The organism is Pseudomonas haemolytica (genome assembly GCF_009659625.1).
Lineage (GTDB): Bacteria > Pseudomonadota > Gammaproteobacteria > Pseudomonadales > Pseudomonadaceae > Aquipseudomonas > Aquipseudomonas haemolytica.
In genome coordinates this window covers 685,237-703,734 of sequence record NZ_VOIW01000003.1, presented here as the reverse complement: position 1 = coordinate 703,734, position 18,498 = coordinate 685,237, and the positions used below count along the sequence as shown (strand labels likewise).

Genomic DNA, 18,498 nt, shown 5'->3' with positions numbered 1-18,498 from the left:
CGCGGCCTACTGAGGGCCTATAGCTCAGTTGGTTAGAGCAGGGGACTCATAATCCCTTGGTCGTAGGTTCGAGTCCTACTGGGCCCACCATACTCAAAGCCGCGCACTGCGCGGCTTTCGTGTATCTGGCATTTGACTCAAGCAGACAACTCACGCAGCGCCGCCGTTGCCAAAAAACCTGATCGCGAGGCGTAGCGATGATCTTTTTGCACGCGCTCGTCAATCCGGTGCAAAAGCTGCTCCGGTAAAGAAGCATTGAACCGTACCGACCTACCCAAGTAAGGCGTGAGATCAAAATCAACGATCGCCCAGACACCACCGGCGTAGTCCGGATTTTCGAGATGAGCATCAACCTCTTGCGCCTGGGGAAGTTTTTCCTCGTCGGCAACCAGTCCCTCAAGGTGCAGCGCCAGCGCCTCCCGGACATTATCTAACGCTTCGGAAAACGAAGAACCCGCCGAGAAGCAACCGGGCACATCAGGGACCGTTACGCTGTAGTCCGAATCAGCATCTTTATGTACTACCACTGGAAATTTCATCAGTCCTCCTCTGAACAAGCCCGCAGGGCTCATTCAAACCATCAGTCAGGCTCATCACTTAAGCCCTGCTGATTTAAAAATACTGTGCAAAGTGCCTTTGGCAATCTCTGACTTGGGATGAGGAACGGTCACTCGTCCTCGCTTTGTAGGGTGTTTGAACTGGTGATGACTTCCCTTTGTCGCCACCTCATACCATCCATCCACAACCAGCAGATCAATCACCTCTCTACTTCTCATCGCCCCACCTTGCAGTGTGTATATTACACACCACCAATCGGTAGCGCGCTTTTTTGCACACACAAAACTCACCAATGAAAAGACCGCCCAATCTCTGAACGGGCCCCTGAAAAAATATGATGACAACGAGGTAAACCATCTCGCCAGCAAACTTCTGTCAGTTTTTATGCATTGGAGCGTTTACGTTCCGTGGCGGGCCATGCTGAACACCCTCCGCGTATGCCATCTCGCCAACACAAGCCTGTAACATATCTCCCGATTGCACCCTGCACTGGAGCCCCCCTTGCCCGCCCTAGACGAAATCGACCGCCAACTGATCGCCGCCCTTCAGCTCAACGCTCGCGAAAGCGTGGCCATGCTCGCCAGGCAGTTGGGTATTGCGCGCACTACGGTGACGTCGCGCCTGGCGCGCCTGGAGAAAACCCAGGTGATCACCGGTTATGGCGTGCGGCTTGGCCAACGCGTTGCGGATGGGGGGTTGCAGGCTTATGTGGGGATTACCGTACAACCGCGTTCGGGCAAAGAGGTGCTGCGCAGGCTGAGTGCCATGGCTCAGGTGCAACAGTTGTGTGCGGTGAGTGGAGAATTCGATTACGTGGCTTGGCTGCGCACCGATTCGCCGGAGCAGTTGGACCAATTGCTCGACCAGATCGGCAGTGTCGACGGTGTGGAGAAAACCACCACCTCGATCATCCTCAGCAACAAACTGGATCGCGGCCAACCAGTTTGATCACCAACTTCGTCATATTGACCAAAACCAGTTCAATCCGACGACACATTGCGTCTTATTAACGAGCGTAACGCTCCCTAAACTGGCTGCCATCTTTTCCTATACTCAACGGGCCATATCCCGCCGAGCCGTCAGTAAGGTCAGCCATGAGCATTCCGTCCAGCACCATCAGCAAGACCAATCGCCACCCAGCAGACGGTAAGAAACCCATCACCATCTTCGGTCCGGATTTCCCGTTTGCCTTTGATGACTGGATCGAACACCCCGCCGGGCTGGGCAGTATTCCCGCCGCCAACCATGGCGCCGAAGTGGCAATCGTGGGGGCTGGTATCGCAGGCCTGGTTGCGGCCTACGAGTTGATGAAGCTGGGCCTCAAACCGGTGGTGTATGAAGCCTCGAAGATGGGTGGCCGTTTGCGCTCACAGGCCTTTGAAGGTGCCGAAGGTATCATCGCCGAGCTGGGCGGCATGCGGTTCCCGGTGTCGTCCACCGCGTTCTACCATTACGTGGACAAGCTGGGCCTGGAAACGAAACCCTTCCCCAACCCGCTGACCCCGGCGTCCGGCAGTACCGTCATCGATCTGGAAGGCCAGACCCACTACGCACAGAAACTCTCCGACCTGCCTGCACTGTTCCAGGAAGTGGCCGATGCCTGGGCCGATGCCCTGGAAGCCGGCTCGCAGTTCGGTGATATCCAGCAGGCGATCCGCGATCGCGATGTGCCCCGCCTCAAGGAACTGTGGAACAAGCTGGTGCCGCTGTGGGATGACCGTACCTTCTACGACTTCGTCGCCACCTCCAAGGCCTTTGCCAAGCTGTCATTCCATCATCGCGAGGTGTTTGGCCAGGTCGGCTTCGGCACTGGCGGCTGGGACTCGGATTTCCCCAATTCCATGCTGGAAATCTTCCGCGTGGTGATGACCAACTGCGATGACCATCAACACCTGATCGTCGGCGGCGTGGCACAAGTGCCCATGGGCATCTGGCGCCACGTGCCGGAGCGTTGCGCCCACTGGCCAGCGGGCACCAGCCTCAGCTCACTGCATAGAGGCGCACCTCGGGCAGGCGTCAAGCGCATTGCCCACGCCGCCGATGGCCGTTTCGCCGTTACCGACAACTACGGCGACACCCGTGAATACGCCGCAGTGCTGACCACTTGCCAAAGCTGGCTGCTGACCACCCAGATCGAATGCGACGAAACCCTGTTCTCGCAAAAAATGTGGATGGCCCTGGACCGCACGCGCTACATGCAGTCATCGAAGACCTTCGTGATGGTTGACCGCCCGTTCTGGAAAGACAAAGACCCGGAAACCGGCCGCGACCTGATGAGCATGACCCTCACCGACCGCCTGACCCGCGGCACCTATCTGTTCGATAACGGTGACGACAAGCCGGGCGTGATCTGCCTGTCCTACTCGTGGATGAGCGATGCACTGAAAATGCTGCCCCAGCCTATCGATAAACGAGTCAAGCTGGCACTCGACGCGCTGAATAAGATCTACCCGAAGGTTGATATCAAGGCGCGCATCATCGGCGACCCGATCACCGTATCCTGGGAAGCCGACCCGCATTTCCTCGGGGCCTTCAAAGGCGCATTGCCCGGCCACTATCGTTACAATCAGCGCATGTATGCGCACTTCATGCAGAAGGACATGCCCGCCGAACAACGTGGGATTTTTATCGCCGGCGATGATGTTTCCTGGACCCCAGCCTGGGTGGAAGGCGCGGTGCAAACCTCGCTTAATGCGGTATGGGGCATCATGACCCACTTCGGTGGCAGCACCCACCCAGAGAACCCGGGCCCGGGCGATGTGTTCGATGAAATCGGGCCAATCGCCCTCGCCGAGTAAGGAGTTGAGCATGCGTATTGCCCTGTACCAATGCCCGCCGCTGCCGCTGGATGTGGCCGCTAACCTGAAGCGCCTGCACCAACTGGCCCATGAGGCGTGCGGCGCCGATGTGCTGGTGCTGCCGGAGATGTTCCTCAGCGGCTATAACATTGGCGCCGAAGCCGTTGGCGCGCTGGCCGAGGCTCAGGATGGGCCGTCGGCACAGGCGATTGCCGAACTGGCGCAAAGTGCCGGGCTGGCGATTCTGTACGGTTACCCGGAACGGGCCGAGGATGGCCAGATCTACAACGCCGTACAGTTGATCGACGCCCAGGGCCAGCGCTTGTGCAACTACCGCAAGACCCACCTGTTTGGCGATCTCGATCACTCGATGTTCAGCGCCGGGCCGGATGATTTCCCCGTGGTGGAGTTGAACGGATGGAAGCTGGGCTTGCTGATTTGCTACGACTTGGAGTTCCCGGAAAACACCCGGCGCCTGGCCCTGGCCGGTGCCGAACTGATCCTGGTGCCTACCGCCAATATGGTGCCGTTCGACTTCGTTGCCGACGTCACCGTGCGTGCGCGCGCATTCGAGAACCAATGTTTCGTGGCCTATGCCAACTACTGCGGGCATGAAGGCGATATTCACTATTGCGGGCAAAGCAGCATTGCCGCGCCGGATGGCCAGCGGCTCGCCCAGGCCGGCCTGGATGAAGCATTGATCGTCGGCACGCTGGAGCGTCAATCGATCCTCGACGCCCGCGCCGCCAATCACTACCTGCAAGACCGTCGCCCCGAACTTTACGGCGCACTGCACAAGCCCTGACCCGGTGGGTTTGCTAGCATAGGCGCTTCCCATGCCTCGGAAGTGCCCATGCCTGCGCCGGTTCACCCTCACCCCGTTCACCTGACCCTGGCCAATGGGCTGCGGGTTTCGCTGCGCCATGCGCCGCGCTTGAAACGTAGCGCCGCGGTTTTACAGGTGGCTGCCGGCAGCCATGACGTGCCATTGGCCTGGCCGGGGCTGGCGCATTTTCTTGAGCATTTATTGTTTCTCGGTACCGAGCGTTTTCCGACAGACAAGGGGCTGATGGCTTACGTGCAGCGTCACGGTGGGCAGGTCAATGCCAGCACCCGCGAACGCACCACCGACTTCTTCGTTGAACTGCCAGTGTCGGCCTTTGCAGATGGGCTGGCGCAGTTGGCGGATATGCTGACCCATCCACGGCTGACGCTCGACGATCAACGGCGTGAACGCGAAGTGCTGGACGCGGAATGTGTGGCCTGGTCCCAGGATGCCAAGGCGCAACAGCAAGTGGCGTTGCTGCAAGGGTTGGCGGCGGATCATCCGCTGCGGGGTTTTCATGCCGGCAACCGCGACAGCCTGCCGGTTGAAAGTGACGCCTTTCAGCAAGCCTTGCGCGAGTTCCACGGGCATTTCTATCAAAGCGGGCAGATGACCTTGAGCCTCGCCGGCCCACAGCCGTTGGCAGAACTGCAAGCCTTGGCCCAGCAGTTCAGTGACGAATTGAACTCAGGGCCACTGCATCCGCAAGCCGCCCCACCCGCCTTGATGCACGGCCCAGCACACAGCTATCAACACGTTGCCAATCATCATCTGCATCAGGTCATCACCTGTGACGCCCCACGTGAAGCGCTGGCGTTCCTCTGCACCTGGCTTAACGCCTCTGCGCCAGGCGGGTTGCTCGCTGAACTGAAAGCACGGCAACTGGCCACCGCGCTGCACGCATCCGTGCTGTATCACTTCGCTGATCAGGCGGTATTGGATATCGACTTTACCCTCGATAGCGAACGCGAACGGGCCACGCAAATCGAAGCGCTGCTGTACGACTGGCTGAGTTTTTTCGCACGCAGCGATTGGACAGCGTTACGCGAAGAGTTCGCCTTGCTCAATGCTCGTCAACAGCAGGTCCAAGGCGCCCTGGCATTGGCTCGCAACGACGCCGAAGACCTGTCGGAACAGGGCGTCGCAGCCCTCAAGGCGATGCTCGATGCACTGAGCCTGCCCGCCGCTGAGCACAGCTGGCAGCTCCCGCCGAACAACCCCTTGCTGCGTCCGCCGGCCAAAGAGGAACGCGCCGGCCTGATACGCGGCCAAACCAGCGCCCACCGTGGCTTGCGTACCTTTGCCCAGGATCGCTTACGGGGTCGACGGGAGCTGTCTGCACTGACATTTAGCCAAGCGTTGGCGGACGACACCGACGAAGGCGCGTTGTACCTGCACTGGCGGTTTGACGCTGCCGCCCCCTCCGGGCTCGAACACGCGCTGCAGCCGTTGCGCGAACATGCGCGCCAGGCGGGCATCGAGTTGTCTTGCGAAACCATCGCCAATGACTGGCTGGTAAAAATGCACGGCCTTCACGCACCGATGCCGGCCGTGCTCGAAGCGCTGACGCGTTGTCTGAGCGGTGACGATGAACAACTATCGCCACCCGCACCGGTGCCGATGATCGCCATTCGGGAATTGCTCAAGGCGTTGCCCGTTTGCTGTGACGGTGTTCACCCTGGGCCCCGAGAAACCCATGCATCGTGGGCCACTGCGCAGTGGCAAGGGCTGGGTTCAGGTTTGCCCGCCGCGTGTGAGGCGGCGATCAAACTCGCAGCCGCCCGATTGCCAGGGCAACCGGCAAACATCCCGTACACGCCTCGACTTCTCAACGGCCAGCATCTCTGGCACGAGGTCAACACCGAGTCCAGCGACGCTGCATTGCTGCTTTTTTGTCCTGCTCCGAGTCAATCCCTGGCCGATGAAGCCACGTGGCGATTGCTCGGGCATGTGCTCCAGGGGCCGTTCTATCAGCGCCTGCGAGTCGAGCTGCAAATCGGCTACGCCGTGTTCAGCGGTATCCGACAAATCAACGGGCAAACCGGCCTGTTGTTTGGCGTGCAATCGCCCAGCATGTCCCTGGACGGGATCTCTGAGCAGCTGCAAGCCTTCCTGGGGCAACTACCGTCCTTGATCGAGCGCAGCCCAGACTTGGGCAACCAGGCCCTGGCGCAGCAATTCGCGGCCGAGACACTACCCATCAGCCAAGCCGCCGACTTGCTTTGGCAAGCGCAACTGGCGGGTCATTCGTCGGGTTATCTGGATCAACTTCAACAGCTGATTCAAAGCCGTACACGCGAGGATTTGCAGCACGCCGCTGAACAACTCAATAACGCTACAGGCGGCTGGCGCTGCGTGGCGAACGGGCCGTGCAGCAACCATGACTGGTATGCGGCGCAATGATCATTGCCAACCCTGCAACAGGCTTTTTCCGTCGAGACAGCGCTAACTTGGAAAGAATTGCGTAATATTCCGCAGCAATATCTGAACATCTCCAATGGGAGGTGGACTATATGTATTACTTGGTAGTGAACGTCCCATCCCTTGATAGGAGTAAGAATATGACTTGGTCCAAACCTGCTTACACTGATCTGCGTATCGGTTTCGAAGTCACCATGTACTTCGCCAGCCGTTGATTGGCTGAGTAATACAACGCCTCGGTTCGCCCGGGGCGTTTTTGTTTTGAGCTTTGCCTGATGGAGCGATCATGTTTGTCCAGATTCTAGGTTCCGCCGCCGGCGGTGGTTTCCCGCAGTGGAACTGCAACTGCGTGAACTGTGCAGGTTTTCGTGATGGCAGCCTGCGGGCCCAGGCGCGTACCCAGTCGTCCATCGCGATCTCCGACGATGGCGTGAACTGGGTGCTGTGCAATGCGTCACCGGATATCCGCGCACAACTCCAGGGCTTTGCGCCCATGCAACCAGGCCGCGCCCTGCGCGATACAGGCATCAGCGCGATCATCCTGATGGACAGCCAGATCGACCACACCACCGGCCTGTTGAGCCTGCGCGAAGGCTGCCCGCACCAGGTGTGGTGCACCGACATGGTCCATGAAGACCTGAGCACCGGTTTCCCGTTGTTCACCATGCTGACCCACTGGAACGGTGGCCTGGCCTGGAACCGCATTGAGCTAGATGCCAGTTTTACCATCCCGGCCTGCCCCAACCTGCGTTTCACCCCGCTGCCGTTGCGCAGCGCCGCGCCGCCCTATTCGCCGCACCGCTTCGACCCACACCCAGGCGACAATATCGGCCTGATCGTCGAAGACCTGCGCACTGGCGGCAAACTCTTCTACGCCCCGGGCCTGGGCAAGGTTGACGCGCCGTTGCTGGAAATCATGGCTGGCAGCGATTGCCTGCTAGTGGACGGTACGATGTGGGACGACGACGAAATGCAGCGCCGTGGCGTCGGCACTCGCACCGGTCGCGAAATGGGCCACCTGGCGCAGAACGGCCCTGGCGGCATGCTTGAAGTGCTGGAGCAGTTACCGAAGCAGCGCAAGGTGCTTATCCACATCAACAACACCAACCCGATCCTCGATGAAGACTCCCCCGAGCGGGCCGAGCTGGTGCGGCGCAATGTGGAAGTGGCTTACGACGGCATGAGTATTGAATTGTAGGAGCGATTGAAATGACTGACACACCGCTGACTACCGCTGAGTTCGAAGCAGCCCTGCGGGCCAAGGGCGCCTACTACCACATCCATCACCCCTACCATGTGGCGATGTACGAAGGCCGTGCCACCCGTGAGCAGATCCAGGGCTGGGTCGCCAATCGCTTCTACTATCAGGTGAACATTCCCTTGAAAGACGCCGCGATCCTGGCCAACTGCCCGGACCGTGAAATTCGCCGTGAGTGGATCCAGCGCCTGCTTGACCACGACGGCGCCCCCGGTGAAGACGGCGGTATCGAAGCCTGGCTGCGCCTGGGCCAGGCTGTCGGCCTCGACCCGGATCAACTTCGCTCCCAGGAACTGGTGCTGCCCGGCGTGCGTTTCGCAGTGGACGCCTACGTCAACTTCGCCCGCCGCGCCAGTTGGCAGGAAGCCGCCAGCAGCTCCCTGACTGAGCTGTTCGCGCCGCAGATCCACCAGTCACGCCTCGACAGCTGGCCGCAGCATTACCCGTGGATCGACCCGGCCGGCTACGAGTACTTCCGCACCCGCCTGGGCCAGGCGCGGCGCGATGTAGAGCACGGCTTGGCGATAACGCTGCAGCACTACACCACCCGTGAAGGCCAGGAGCGCATGCTGGAGATTCTGCAGTTCAAACTGGACATCCTGTGGAGCATGCTCGATGCCATGAGCATGGCCTACGAACTGAAACGCCCGCCGTATCACAGCGTGACCGAACAGCGGGTCTGGCATAAAGGGATCACCCTATGAGCTTTGATCGCAGCAGAACACCGACCTGGCGCCAAGGCTATCGCTACCAGTACGAACCCGCACAGAAAGGCCATGTGTTGCTCTACCCCGAGGGCATGATCAAACTCAACGACAGCGCCGCATTGATCGGTGGCTTGATCGACGGTAAGCGCGACGTGGCAGCAATCATTGCCGAGCTGGATAAGCAGTTTCCCGGTGTGCCTGAACTCGGTGAAGACATCGAGCAATTCATGGAGGTCGCCCGTGCTGAGCACTGGATCACCCTTGCCTGAAAAACCGGCCATCGGCCTGCCGCTATGGCTACTGGCCGAGCTGACCTATCGCTGCCCGTTGCAATGCCCGTATTGCTCCAACCCGCTGGATTTCGCTGAACAGGGCAAGGAGCTGAGCACCGAACAGTGGATCAAGGTGTTTCGCGAAGCCCGCGAGATGGGCGCCGCGCAGCTGGGTTTTTCCGGCGGCGAACCGCTGGTGCGACAGGACTTGGCCGAGCTGATCGCAGAAGCGCGCAAGCTGGGCTTCTACACCAACCTGATCACCTCCGGCATTGGCCTGACCGAGCAGAAAATCAGCGACTTCAAGAAGGCTGGCCTGGACCACATCCAGATCAGCTTCCAGGCCAGCGACGAACAGGTGAACAACCTGCTGGCCGGCTCGAAAAAAGCCTTCGCGCAAAAACTGGAAATGGCCCGTGCGGTAAAAGCACATGGCTACCCGATGGTGCTGAACTTTGTCACCCATCGGCACAATATCGACAAGATCGACCGCATTATCGAACTGTGCATTGCGTTGGAAGCGGATTTTGTCGAGCTCGCCACCTGCCAGTTCTACGGCTGGGCGCAGCTCAATCGTGTGGGTTTGTTGCCGACCCGGGAACAACTGGTGCGTGCCGAACGCATCACCAACGAATACCGCGCCAAGCTGGAGGCCGAAGGCCACCCGTGCAAGCTGATCTTCGTCACTCCGGACTATTACGAGGAACGCCCGAAAGCCTGCATGAATGGCTGGGGCAGCATCTTTCTGACGGTGACACCGGACGGCACCGCCCTGCCCTGTCACGGTGCTCGACAGATGCCGGTGCAATTTCCCAATGTGCGTGACCACAGCATGCAGCACATCTGGTACGACTCGTTTGGCTTCAATCGCTTTCGTGGCTACGACTGGATGCCCGAGCCATGTCGCTCATGCGATGAAAAGGAAAAGGACTTCGGCGGCTGCCGTTGTCAGGCGTTCATGCTCACCGGTGATGCCAGCAATGCCGACCCGGTGTGCAGCAAGTCCGAACAGCACGGCATCATTCTTCAGGCACGGGAAGAAGCCGAACACGCCACCCAGACCATCGAGCAACTGGCCTTTCGCAATGAGCGCAACTCACGGCTCATTGCAAAAGGCTGAGCGCCTTAACGCTTGGCGATGATGTACACCGCGTGAATGATGCCGGGGAAGTAACCGCACAGGGTCAGCAGGATATTCAGCCAGAATGCACCGCCGAAACCTACTTGCAGGAACACACCCAGTGGCGGCAGCAGAATGGCGATGATGATACGAATGATGTCCATGGGTCAGCTCCATAAAAATCGGCTCGTGTGAGCCGTGTAGCTAATCGACCTTGGACGTTCGTGAGGGTTCAGTGGGATCTGGCACTGCGCCATCCTTTACTGAACCGGAAAAAAAACGCCCCCAGCCAAAAAAATCAGGCTGAGGGCGCCGCGTATGCCGCGAGACGGTTCTGGAATAAGGGGTTAAACCGCAATGCCCCGGCGGCATTGCAGTTGGGCGGTGCGCACCCGTGAAAAAGCGCGGGCCAGGCGCAGGAGCATTTCGTCGATATTGCTTTTGCTTACCGTGAGAGCCGGCGTGAAGCGCAGGCAGTCGGATTGCGGCGCGTTGAGGATCAGCCCCTCATGCAAGGCGGCTTTTACCACTGCATCCGCAGAATCATCCGACAACGTCAGCCCCCACATCAGGCCATTTCCGCGCAATTGGCCATGGTCGTAGCGATACGCCAGACGGGCGAGGCCTTCGCCCAAGTAGCAGCCCGACTCGCGTACATGCTCAAGAAAGCCTTGCTCCAGCACCGTATCGGTTACGGCCAACCCGGCCGAGGCCATCAGCGCATTGCCAAGGTGGGTACCGTCCAACTCGCCGGCATCAAAGCAACAGGCTTTGCCCCGAGCCAGCAGCGCCGCCAACGGCACACCGCCGCCCAAGCCTTTGCCCAGGGTGATGATGTCGGCGCGTACGCCGTACTGTTGCTCGGCGAGCAAGGTGCCGCAGCGACCGATGCCGGTTTGCACTTCGTCGAGGATCAGCAGGATCCCCAGTTCGCGACATAGCCGCTCGACGCCCTTGAGATAGTGCTCGGTCGCCGGGATAACGCCAGCAGCGCTCTGGATCGGCTCCAGCATGATAGCTACCGTCTGGGCATCCACAGCGGCATGCAGGGCAGGAAGATCATTGAAAGGGACGTGACTGAAACCCGGCAGTTGCGGTTCGAAGCGGTTACCCAGCGCCCCGGCCGAAGCTGCCAGCGCGGCGAAGCTTCGACCATGGCAACTGTTGCTCGCGCTGATAATGCGATAGGCACCGCCGCGATGCAGTTGCCCCCATTTGCGCGCCAGCTTGATCGCCGCCTCGCAGGCCTGTGCGCCACTGTTGAGCAGGTAAGCCTGGTCGCTGCCAGTCTGCCGGCAAAGACGCTCGACGAGATTGAGCTGTGCGCGGCTATGCAGGCCGTTGCCGGGGTTGATCAGCACTTGGGTTTGTTCAGCCAGGGCCTTGATCAACACCTGTGGGCTGTGGCCGAGGCTGTTGGCGGCATTGCCCTGGCTGAAATCCAGATACGCACGCTCTTCGCTGTCCCAGAGCCAGGAGCCCTGGCCACGTACGAACACTTGAGGTGGGCGGGCCACCGCGGGCATCAGGGACTCGGCGCAGTGATTGTTGCGTGTTGAATCCAGGATAAGGTCATCCAGGCTCGGAGCGGGGCGGCGCATATTGAACAGGTTCACAAGTTACCCCCGATGGCAACCGGACCTTGGTCGGTGCACCCCGGCCAATCCACCTGGGAATTTTTTGTATTGCCTATGTAAACGCTATCAACACAAAGGTTATTCATTGTCCGATCCGGCCCTGTAAGCCCTGCGAATAGGCGCTAGACTAGGCGTCTCGGGGGCCAACGGCCATTTCGATTTTCCAGCTTTTTCGATAAGCAAACCTTATGGATTTCAAGCAACTGCGTTATTTCGTCGCGGTGTATGAGGAAGGCCACGTAGGTCGTGCAGCGGAGCGCCTGTCGATCTCCCAGCCAGCCTTGTCGCAACAAATCCGCCAACTGGAACAGAACCTCGACGTGAGCCTGTTCGAACGCAGCAGCAAGCGCCTGCTACCGACGTTGGCGGCACATACCTTATACAACCATGCGTTGCCGCTCATCGATGGCATGCAGCAGGCTGTCGAGGCGCTGCGCAACTTCAAGGGCCAGGCTATGCGGACCTTGGCCATCGGCGTGCTGCAAACCGTACACACCAGCCTGGTGCCGCAGATGCTTGAGCGCGTGCGCAAGGCCCAGCCCCACCTGGTGGTGCAGATCTACGAGTTGACGGGGCACGAAATTGAGCGCCGACTGCTCAACGGCTCCCTCGACATTGGCATCAGCTACCTGCCGCCACGTCAGCCAGGCCTGCACGGTGTGTTGTTGTATGAAGATGAGTTGAAGCTGGTGATTCCCGAAGACCATCCGCTGCGCGAATTCAAGAAAGTCTCGCTGAAACAGGCAGCCGAGTTGCCGATGTTGCTGCTAGGGGAAGAGTTTCAAGTCAGGCAGATCTGGCAGGGCCAGTTGGCCAACCTGGGACGACGCCCGCAAGTACAGGCAGAGCTCAATACCATGGTGGGCATCCTCGACAGCCTGCCCCACACCCGGTTGGCGACGGTGCTGCCAGGGCGCTCCCAGGACGAACACAACAGCAAGGCACTGCTGTGGAAACCCTTGAGTGAACCCAGGGTGTCGCTGAAAGTGGGGCTGGTGTGCCGCGATGTGCAGCGCCAGCAGGCGACGGTAGCGTTGCTGCGTACCTTGCTGGAGGACGTGATGAATGCCCCGCAGGCGAGCGCCTGACTTTTTCGCGGGCAAAAGAAAACCCCGCCGAAGCGGGGCTTTGCAGACTGTTTCCCTGACATCCATTTCACTCCGCCATCCTGGCAGAATCCTACGTGTCCGTGTTGTTGCTTTGCGCTTCCTGCGCGACGTCCATGTGAAGTAGATTAGCCGTGGATCCAATGTGGCGATAGAGGACGAATAGCAGCACGTGATGTAAGAGAATGCTTACACGCCCTCCCCGCCCTTAGAACAGGGCTTCATCCATCAGGAACAGCGATTCGCTACCGGCTTTTACCGACGCACTCAACGAGTGGATACGCGGTAACAGACGGGCAAAGTAGAAACGTGCGGTGCCCAGTTTGCTGGCGTAGAACGCCTCCTCGGCCTCTTTGCCCAACGCGGCCTTGGCCATGCGCGCCCACATGTAGGCATAGGCCATGTAGCCGAACGCATGCAGGTATTCCACCGACGCTGCGCCGATTTCATTCGGGTTGCTCTTGGCGCGGTCCAGCACCCAGGCCGTCAATTCATCCAGGTTATCCACCGCCACGCTGAGCGGCTTGGTGAACTCGGCCAACTCAGGGCCCGACTCAGCGATGAACTGGCGGATCTCATCGGCGAACAGGGTGTAGAACGCACCGCCGCTGCCGACGATCTTGCGTCCCATCAAGTCCAGGGCCTGAATGCCATTGGTGCCTTCGTAGATCTGGGTAATGCGCACGTCACGCACCAACTGCTCCTGGCCCCACTCGCGGATGTAACCATGGCCGCCAAACACTTGCTGGCCGAGCACGGTGGTTTCCAGGCCCAGATCCGTAAGGAAAGCCTTGGCGACAGGCGTCAGCAACGCGACCAGCTTATCGGCGCGCTCCCGAGCAGCCGCATCGTCACTGAACTTGGCGATGTCCAACTGCGTCGCCACGTAGGTGGAGAACGCCCGGCCACCCTCGTTCGCCGCCTTCATGGTCAGCAGCATGCGGCGTACATCGGGATGCACGATGATCGGGTCGGCCACTTTGTCCTTGGCCTGTGCACCCAGCGGGGAGCGGCTCTGCAGACGGTCACGGGCATATTCAATCGCGTTCTGATAGGAGCGCTCGCCGGACGCCAAGCCCTGGATACCCACCCCCAGGCGTTCATAGTTCATCATCGTGAACATCGCCGCCAGGCCCCGGTTGGGCTCACCTACCAGATAACCCACGGCTTCGTCGAAGTTCATCACACAGGTCGCGGACGCCTGGATGCCCATCTTGTGTTCAATAGAGCCGCAGGTTACCGGGTTACGCGCGCCCAGGCTGCCATCGGCATTGACCAGGAACTTGGGCACCAGGAACAGCGAAATGCCCTTGGGCCCGGCCGGTGCATCCGGCAGTTTGGCCAGCACCAGGTGAATGATGTTTTCGGTCAGGTCATGTTCGCCACCGGTGATGAAGATCTTGGTGCCGCTGACTTTGTAGGAACCGTCCGCCTGAGGCTCGGCTTTGGTGCGGATCATCCCCAGGTCAGTGCCCGCGTGGGCTTCGGTCAGGCACATGGAGCCTGCCCAGGTGCCGGCGTACATATTCGGCAGGTAGGTGGCCTTGAGCTCTTCACTGGCGTGGGTGTTGATCGATACACAGGCACCGGAGGTCAGCATCGGGTATAGGCCGAATGCCAGGCTCGAGGAGTTGATCATTTCCTCGACCTGCGCCGACACCGCCTTGGGCATGCCCATGCCGCCGTAGGTCGGGTCGCCGCCCACTCCAACCCAACCGCCTTCGGCGTAGGTGCTGTAGGCCTGGGGGAAACCGTCAGGGGTGCTGACTGCGCCGTCCGTCCAGTGGCAGCCTTGCTCATCGCCACCGCGGCTGAGTGGGGCGATGGATTTGGCGGTGACCTTGCCGGCTTCTTCGAGGATCGCCTCAACGGTTTCGGCGTCAACGGCGTCTGCCAATGCCGGCAATTGGGACCAAGTCTTGGCGACCTCAAAAACTTCGTTGAGGACGAAGCGCATATCACGCAACGGCGCTTTGTAATCAGCCATGGCAAACCTCGTGAGAACGTGAAAAGTAATTCGACAGGATCGGTTTTACAGGCTCCGAGTGTAACCGAACAACTTTTAAGACACATAGAGTCCAGTTGTGACCCGTAAGTATTTACAAGTCATGCCAGCCTTTTTCTTTGGATTATCAAGCTTGCAGCCGTAAGGGACAAACGTCGGCAGGCAGTCGCATCAGGCATTCACTATAGCGTTGCTGAATACACCGCCATTACTCAACCGGCAGCGCTTTCCATGCGTACCGCGCCACGACGGGTTTGCCCGGCCGCGACCACACAGTTGCGCCCGGCACCCTTGGCGGCATACAGCGCCTGGTCAGCGGACTTGAGCACCTCTTCGGGGCTACGCTGCTCGGCCTGGCGCTCGGCCACGCCAATGCTGACCGTCACCGACACACTGGAAGCGCCACTACCCGCACGCCGCTGCCGACCCTGATGATCATCATGGGGGCGGTCCGGATTACGCAACTTGATATCGTAGCTGGCAATGATCTCGCGGATCTCCTCGAGGTGCGGCATGCATTCGTCCAGGGTCTTGCCGGCAAACACCACGGCGAACTCTTCGCCGCCGTAACGATAGGCACGCCCGCCGCCATTGACCTTGGACAGCTTGCTCGCCACCAGCCGCAATACCTGATCACCCACGTCGTGGCCATGGGTGTCGTTGAAACGCTTGAAATGATCAACGTCACTCATCGCCAGCACATAGTTGCGCCCCAAACGCTGCATGCGCTCGTTGAGGGCTCGCCGCCCCGGCAAGCCAGTCAATTCGTCGCGGAACGCCATTTGATAGGCTTCATGAGCCACACCGGCAGCGATCATCAACATGACCTGGCTGCACATAATGTTAAGGGTGAATGGCAGAATGAAGGTTTGCGGCAGCATCCAGAACAAGCCCAACAACCCTACCAGTTGCGCGGCGTGCAGCGGGCGCGGCTGATACCAGTACTGTGCGGCCAGGGTAAGGAAACCAATCAGGAACATCGGGTAAGAGAGTTGGATCAGGCTCATCCAGGCGCCATGCAACAGTGGCCAGCGGATCTCCGCCAGCCAGTTTAGGAGCGCCTGGGGATAACTTTGCTCCAGGGCCAACGCCACGCTGCCCACCGCCAGTAACACCGCGCCGCGTGCGACGAAGTCACGGAACAGGTGGGTTTTCTCCTGCCACACCGCGTAGATGCTGAACAGCAGTGGCAACAGCAGGCAACACAGATGAAAGACCACCGCGGCGTCTTCGCGCACACGGCCATTGTCACGGTAGAAATCGGTCTGGGTATCCAGCAGGAAATAGGCGACGTACACCGTGATCATCAAGAACAGTTCACGCTGGCGCCGATACACCGCGCAATACGCACCGCCGAGCAGCAACACCAAGGTCGGCAGCACGTTGAACAGCGAGGTGAAGAAGACGTTGAGGTCCTTGACGTACGCAGCCGAGAGCCCAGCCAGCAACAGCAGCAGCGAAGGTAGGAAATGACTGAAACGTACAGCGGACACGCGTGACAAGGGTAAAACTCCGACCCGTAAAAAATAATGGCACTGTGCCTCTATTCGATCAGTTAAGCACAACCGACCGACACGTATCACATTGCCATCACTTTAACGGCAGGCGCTCCTAATCCCTGAGTGCTGTGCTGTGGTTTTTTAACCGGCCATAAAAAACCGCCGCCTCCCTAGGGAGACGGCGGTTTTCAAAGGACCCGGTAAGGCTTAGTAAGCCAGGCCGAAGTCTTCTTCTTTCATGTCCATCAGGTTGTTGGCACCCGACAGCATGGTCGCCACATGGGTACGAGTACGCGGCAGGATGCGCTGGAAGTAGAAGCGTGCGGTCTGCAACTTGGCGGTGTAGAACGCCTCTTCGGTGGTACCGGCAGCCAGCTTTTCAGCCGCCAGGCGCGCCATGTCGGCCCAGAAGTAAGCCAGGCACGCGTAGCCGGAGTACATCAGGTAATCCACCGAGGCGGCACCGACTTCTTCACGGTCTTTCATCGCGGCCATGCCGACCTTCATGGTCAACTCGCCCCACTCTTTGTTCAGTGCCGCCAGCGGTGCAACGAACTCTTTGACGGCTTCGTTACCTTCGTTGGCCTGGCAGAACTTGTGCACGATCTTGGTGAAGCCCTTGAGCGCTTCGCCTTGGGTCATCAGTACTTTACGGCCGAGCAAGTCCAGCGCCTGGATGCCGGTAGTACCTTCGTACAACATCGAAATGCGGCTGTCGCGAACGTTCTGCTCCATGCCCCACTCGGCGATGAAACCGTGGCCACCGTAGATCTGCACGCCGTGGTTGGCCGATTCAAAACCGACTTCGGTCATGAACGCCTTGGCGATCGGGGTCATGAACGCCAGCAGGCCATCAGCCTGTTTCTTGGCTTCGTCGTCAGTGCCGTACTTGACGATGTCCACTTGCTTGGCGGTGAAGTACACCATCGCACGGTTACCTTCGGCGAAGGCTTTCATGGTCAGCAACATGCGGCGCACGTCAGGGTGCACGATGATCGGGTCAGCGGCCTTGTCCGGTGCTTTCGGGCCAGTCAGCGAGCGCATCTGCAGGCGATCACGGGCGTATTTCAAGCCACCCTGGAAGCCGATCTCGGCGTGGGACAGGCCTTGCAGCGCGGTACCCAGGCGAGCGGTGTTCATAAAGGTGAACATGCAGTTCAGGCCTTTGTTCGCCGGGCCGATCAGGAAACCGGTGGCCGCGTCGAAGTTCATCACGCAGGTGGCGTTGCCGTGGATACCCATCTTGTGTTCCAGGGAACCACAGGTCACTGCGTTGCGCTCGCCCACCGAACCATCGGCGTTAGGCAGGAATTTGGGCACGATAAACAGCGAGATGCCTTTGGTGCCAGCCGGTGCGTCCGGCAGGCGGGCCAACACGATGTGGACGATGTTATCGGCCATGTCGTGCTCACCGGCCGAGATGAAGATCTTGGTGCCGGAGACTTTGTAGGAACCGTCAGCCTGAGGCTCGGCCTTGGTGCGCAGCATGCCCAGGTCGGTGCCGCAGTGCGGCTCGGTCAGGCACATGGTGCCGGTCCACTCGCCCGACACCAGTTTGGTCAGGTAGGCGTTTTGCTGCTCTGGGGTGCCGTGCTCGGAGATAGTGTTCATCGCACCATGGGACAGGCCCGGGTACATGCCCCACGACCAGTTGGCGGCACCCACCATTTCGCTCACCGCCAGGCCCAGGGATTCCGGCAGGCCTTGGCCGCCGTGCTCCACATCGTGGGCCAGGCTCGGCCAGCCGCCTTCGACGAATTGTTTGTAGGCTTCTTTGAAGCCGGTAGGGGTCTTAACGCCTGACTCACTCCAGGTACACCCTTCGATGTCGCCCACGCGGTTCAACGGTGCCAGTACTTGCTCACAGAACTTGGCACCTTCTTCGAGAATGGCGTCAACCATGTCCGGGGTAGCGTCCTGGCAAGCCGGCAGGCTCTGATAGTGCGCTTCATAACCGAGCAGTTCGTCACGAACGAAGCGAATATCACGCAAGGGGGCCTTGTAGTCAGGCATAGCGATAAACCTCTGCTGATGTAGCTGGGATGAACAACCGCGTGGATTTGTTATGGCGGTCAAACAGGTGTTTGAAACATACGTTTACGACCCAGGGTTGTCAAGCGTCGGCCGGATGCCGTTTGTCTTGATGCGGGTCAATCTCAGGCACGCCAATGCTTGCGGCAAGACGCCGCATGATTCGAAGAGGTTCAGCAGAATGACGCAGGACAAATGTGGGAGCGGGCTTGCTCGCGAAAGCGGTGCGTCAGTCAGCTGCAATGCTGGCTGAAGATTCG

Annotated in this window: 17 protein-coding genes and 1 tRNA gene; 11 read left to right on the top strand and 7 right to left on the bottom strand. The window is 59.7% G+C overall.

What is annotated here, in order from left to right; all coding sequences use genetic code 11:
* The first annotated feature begins 13 nt into the window (after nucleotides 1–13).
* Nucleotides 14–90: transfer RNA gene (locus FRT59_RS13650), tRNA-Ile, on the top strand.
* Nucleotides 91–137: 47 nt separating this feature from the next.
* Here FRT59_RS13650 and FRT59_RS13645 read toward each other — a convergent pair.
* Both FRT59_RS13645 and FRT59_RS13640 read right to left on the bottom strand, forming a co-directional pair.
* Complete coding sequence (locus FRT59_RS13645; protein WP_153871432.1) at nucleotides 138–539, bottom strand: type II toxin-antitoxin system HicB family antitoxin; 402 nt, start codon at nucleotides 537–539, stop codon at nucleotides 138–140.
* Nucleotides 540–593: 54 nt separating this feature from the next.
* Nucleotides 594–776 carry a type II toxin-antitoxin system HicA family toxin gene (locus tag FRT59_RS13640; RefSeq protein WP_153871431.1) on the bottom strand — a complete coding sequence of 61 codons (183 nt, stop codon included), beginning with the start codon at nucleotides 774–776 and terminating at the stop codon, nucleotides 594–596.
* Between the two features lie 283 nt (nucleotides 777–1,059).
* On the opposite strand from FRT59_RS13640, the gene FRT59_RS13635 reads away from it, so the two are divergent.
* From FRT59_RS13635 to pqqE, 9 genes are all read left to right on the top strand, one after another.
* On the top strand, nucleotides 1,060–1,506 hold the full coding sequence (locus FRT59_RS13635) for an Lrp/AsnC family transcriptional regulator (RefSeq protein WP_034116093.1): 447 nt from the start codon (nucleotides 1,060–1,062) through the stop codon (nucleotides 1,504–1,506).
* A gap of 167 nt (nucleotides 1,507–1,673) precedes the next feature.
* Entirely contained in the window at nucleotides 1,674–3,356 is a 1,683-nt protein-coding gene (locus FRT59_RS13630) for a flavin monoamine oxidase family protein (protein WP_034116684.1), read from the top strand.
* Between the two features lie 10 nt (nucleotides 3,357–3,366).
* Nucleotides 3,367–4,161, top strand: a complete 795-nt coding sequence (locus FRT59_RS13625; protein ID WP_153871430.1) for a carbon-nitrogen hydrolase family protein — start codon at nucleotides 3,367–3,369, stop codon at nucleotides 4,159–4,161.
* Between the two features lie 48 nt (nucleotides 4,162–4,209).
* Entirely contained in the window at nucleotides 4,210–6,585 is a 2,376-nt protein-coding gene (gene pqqF, locus FRT59_RS13620) for a pyrroloquinoline quinone biosynthesis protein PqqF (protein WP_153871429.1), read from the top strand.
* A gap of 158 nt (nucleotides 6,586–6,743) precedes the next feature.
* Nucleotides 6,744–6,818: a pyrroloquinoline quinone precursor peptide PqqA gene (gene pqqA, locus FRT59_RS13615; protein ID WP_003194766.1), complete on the top strand. Its 75-nt coding sequence runs from the start codon at nucleotides 6,744–6,746 to the stop codon at nucleotides 6,816–6,818.
* A 71-nt stretch (nucleotides 6,819–6,889) separates the two neighbouring features.
* The gene (gene pqqB, locus FRT59_RS13610; protein ID WP_010207003.1) at nucleotides 6,890–7,801 is read left to right on the top strand and encodes a pyrroloquinoline quinone biosynthesis protein PqqB; all 912 of its coding nucleotides are present in this window, start codon (nucleotides 6,890–6,892) and stop codon (nucleotides 7,799–7,801) included.
* A gap of 11 nt (nucleotides 7,802–7,812) precedes the next feature.
* A complete protein-coding gene (pqqC, locus tag FRT59_RS13605) occupies nucleotides 7,813–8,565 on the top strand; it encodes a pyrroloquinoline-quinone synthase PqqC (RefSeq protein WP_153837529.1) in 753 nt (250 codons plus the stop codon).
* Nucleotides 8,562–8,837: a pyrroloquinoline quinone biosynthesis peptide chaperone PqqD gene (gene pqqD / locus FRT59_RS13600; protein WP_153871428.1), complete on the top strand. Its 276-nt coding sequence runs from the start codon at nucleotides 8,562–8,564 to the stop codon at nucleotides 8,835–8,837. The genes pqqC and pqqD overlap by 4 nt, the downstream gene beginning before the upstream one ends.
* Nucleotides 8,830–9,960, top strand: a complete 1,131-nt coding sequence (gene pqqE, locus FRT59_RS13595; RefSeq protein WP_015886197.1) for a pyrroloquinoline quinone biosynthesis protein PqqE — start codon at nucleotides 8,830–8,832, stop codon at nucleotides 9,958–9,960. Before pqqD ends, pqqE begins: the two co-directional genes overlap by 8 nt.
* 5 nt (nucleotides 9,961–9,965) lie before the next feature.
* On the opposite strand, the gene FRT59_RS13590 is transcribed toward pqqE, so the two are convergent.
* Both FRT59_RS13590 and FRT59_RS13585 read right to left on the bottom strand, forming a co-directional pair.
* The gene (locus FRT59_RS13590) at nucleotides 9,966–10,124 is read right to left on the bottom strand and encodes a YqaE/Pmp3 family membrane protein (RefSeq protein WP_003194776.1); all 159 of its coding nucleotides are present in this window, start codon (nucleotides 10,122–10,124) and stop codon (nucleotides 9,966–9,968) included.
* A 183-nt stretch (nucleotides 10,125–10,307) separates the two neighbouring features.
* The gene (locus tag FRT59_RS13585) at nucleotides 10,308–11,576 is read right to left on the bottom strand and encodes an aspartate aminotransferase family protein (RefSeq protein WP_198809871.1); all 1,269 of its coding nucleotides are present in this window, start codon (nucleotides 11,574–11,576) and stop codon (nucleotides 10,308–10,310) included.
* A 209-nt stretch (nucleotides 11,577–11,785) separates the two neighbouring features.
* Between FRT59_RS13585 and FRT59_RS13580 the strand changes: the two genes are divergently transcribed.
* Nucleotides 11,786–12,685, top strand: a complete 900-nt coding sequence (locus FRT59_RS13580; RefSeq protein ID WP_034116100.1) for a LysR family transcriptional regulator — start codon at nucleotides 11,786–11,788, stop codon at nucleotides 12,683–12,685.
* Between the two features lie 226 nt (nucleotides 12,686–12,911).
* Here FRT59_RS13580 and FRT59_RS13575 read toward each other — a convergent pair whose 3' ends face one another.
* From FRT59_RS13575 to FRT59_RS13565, 3 genes are all read right to left on the bottom strand, one after another.
* Nucleotides 12,912–14,690 (bottom strand): acyl-CoA dehydrogenase C-terminal domain-containing protein, encoded by a 1,779-nt coding sequence (locus FRT59_RS13575; RefSeq protein WP_153871427.1) that lies wholly within the window; start codon nucleotides 14,688–14,690, stop codon nucleotides 12,912–12,914.
* A 230-nt stretch (nucleotides 14,691–14,920) separates the two neighbouring features.
* On the bottom strand, nucleotides 14,921–16,210 hold the full coding sequence (locus FRT59_RS13570) for a GGDEF domain-containing protein (protein WP_153871426.1): 1,290 nt from the start codon (nucleotides 16,208–16,210) through the stop codon (nucleotides 14,921–14,923).
* 204 nt (nucleotides 16,211–16,414) lie between these two features.
* The gene (locus FRT59_RS13565; RefSeq protein ID WP_034116103.1) at nucleotides 16,415–18,220 is read right to left on the bottom strand and encodes a phenylacyl-CoA dehydrogenase; all 1,806 of its coding nucleotides are present in this window, start codon (nucleotides 18,218–18,220) and stop codon (nucleotides 16,415–16,417) included.
* Nucleotides 18,221–18,498 lie beyond the last annotated feature (278 nt).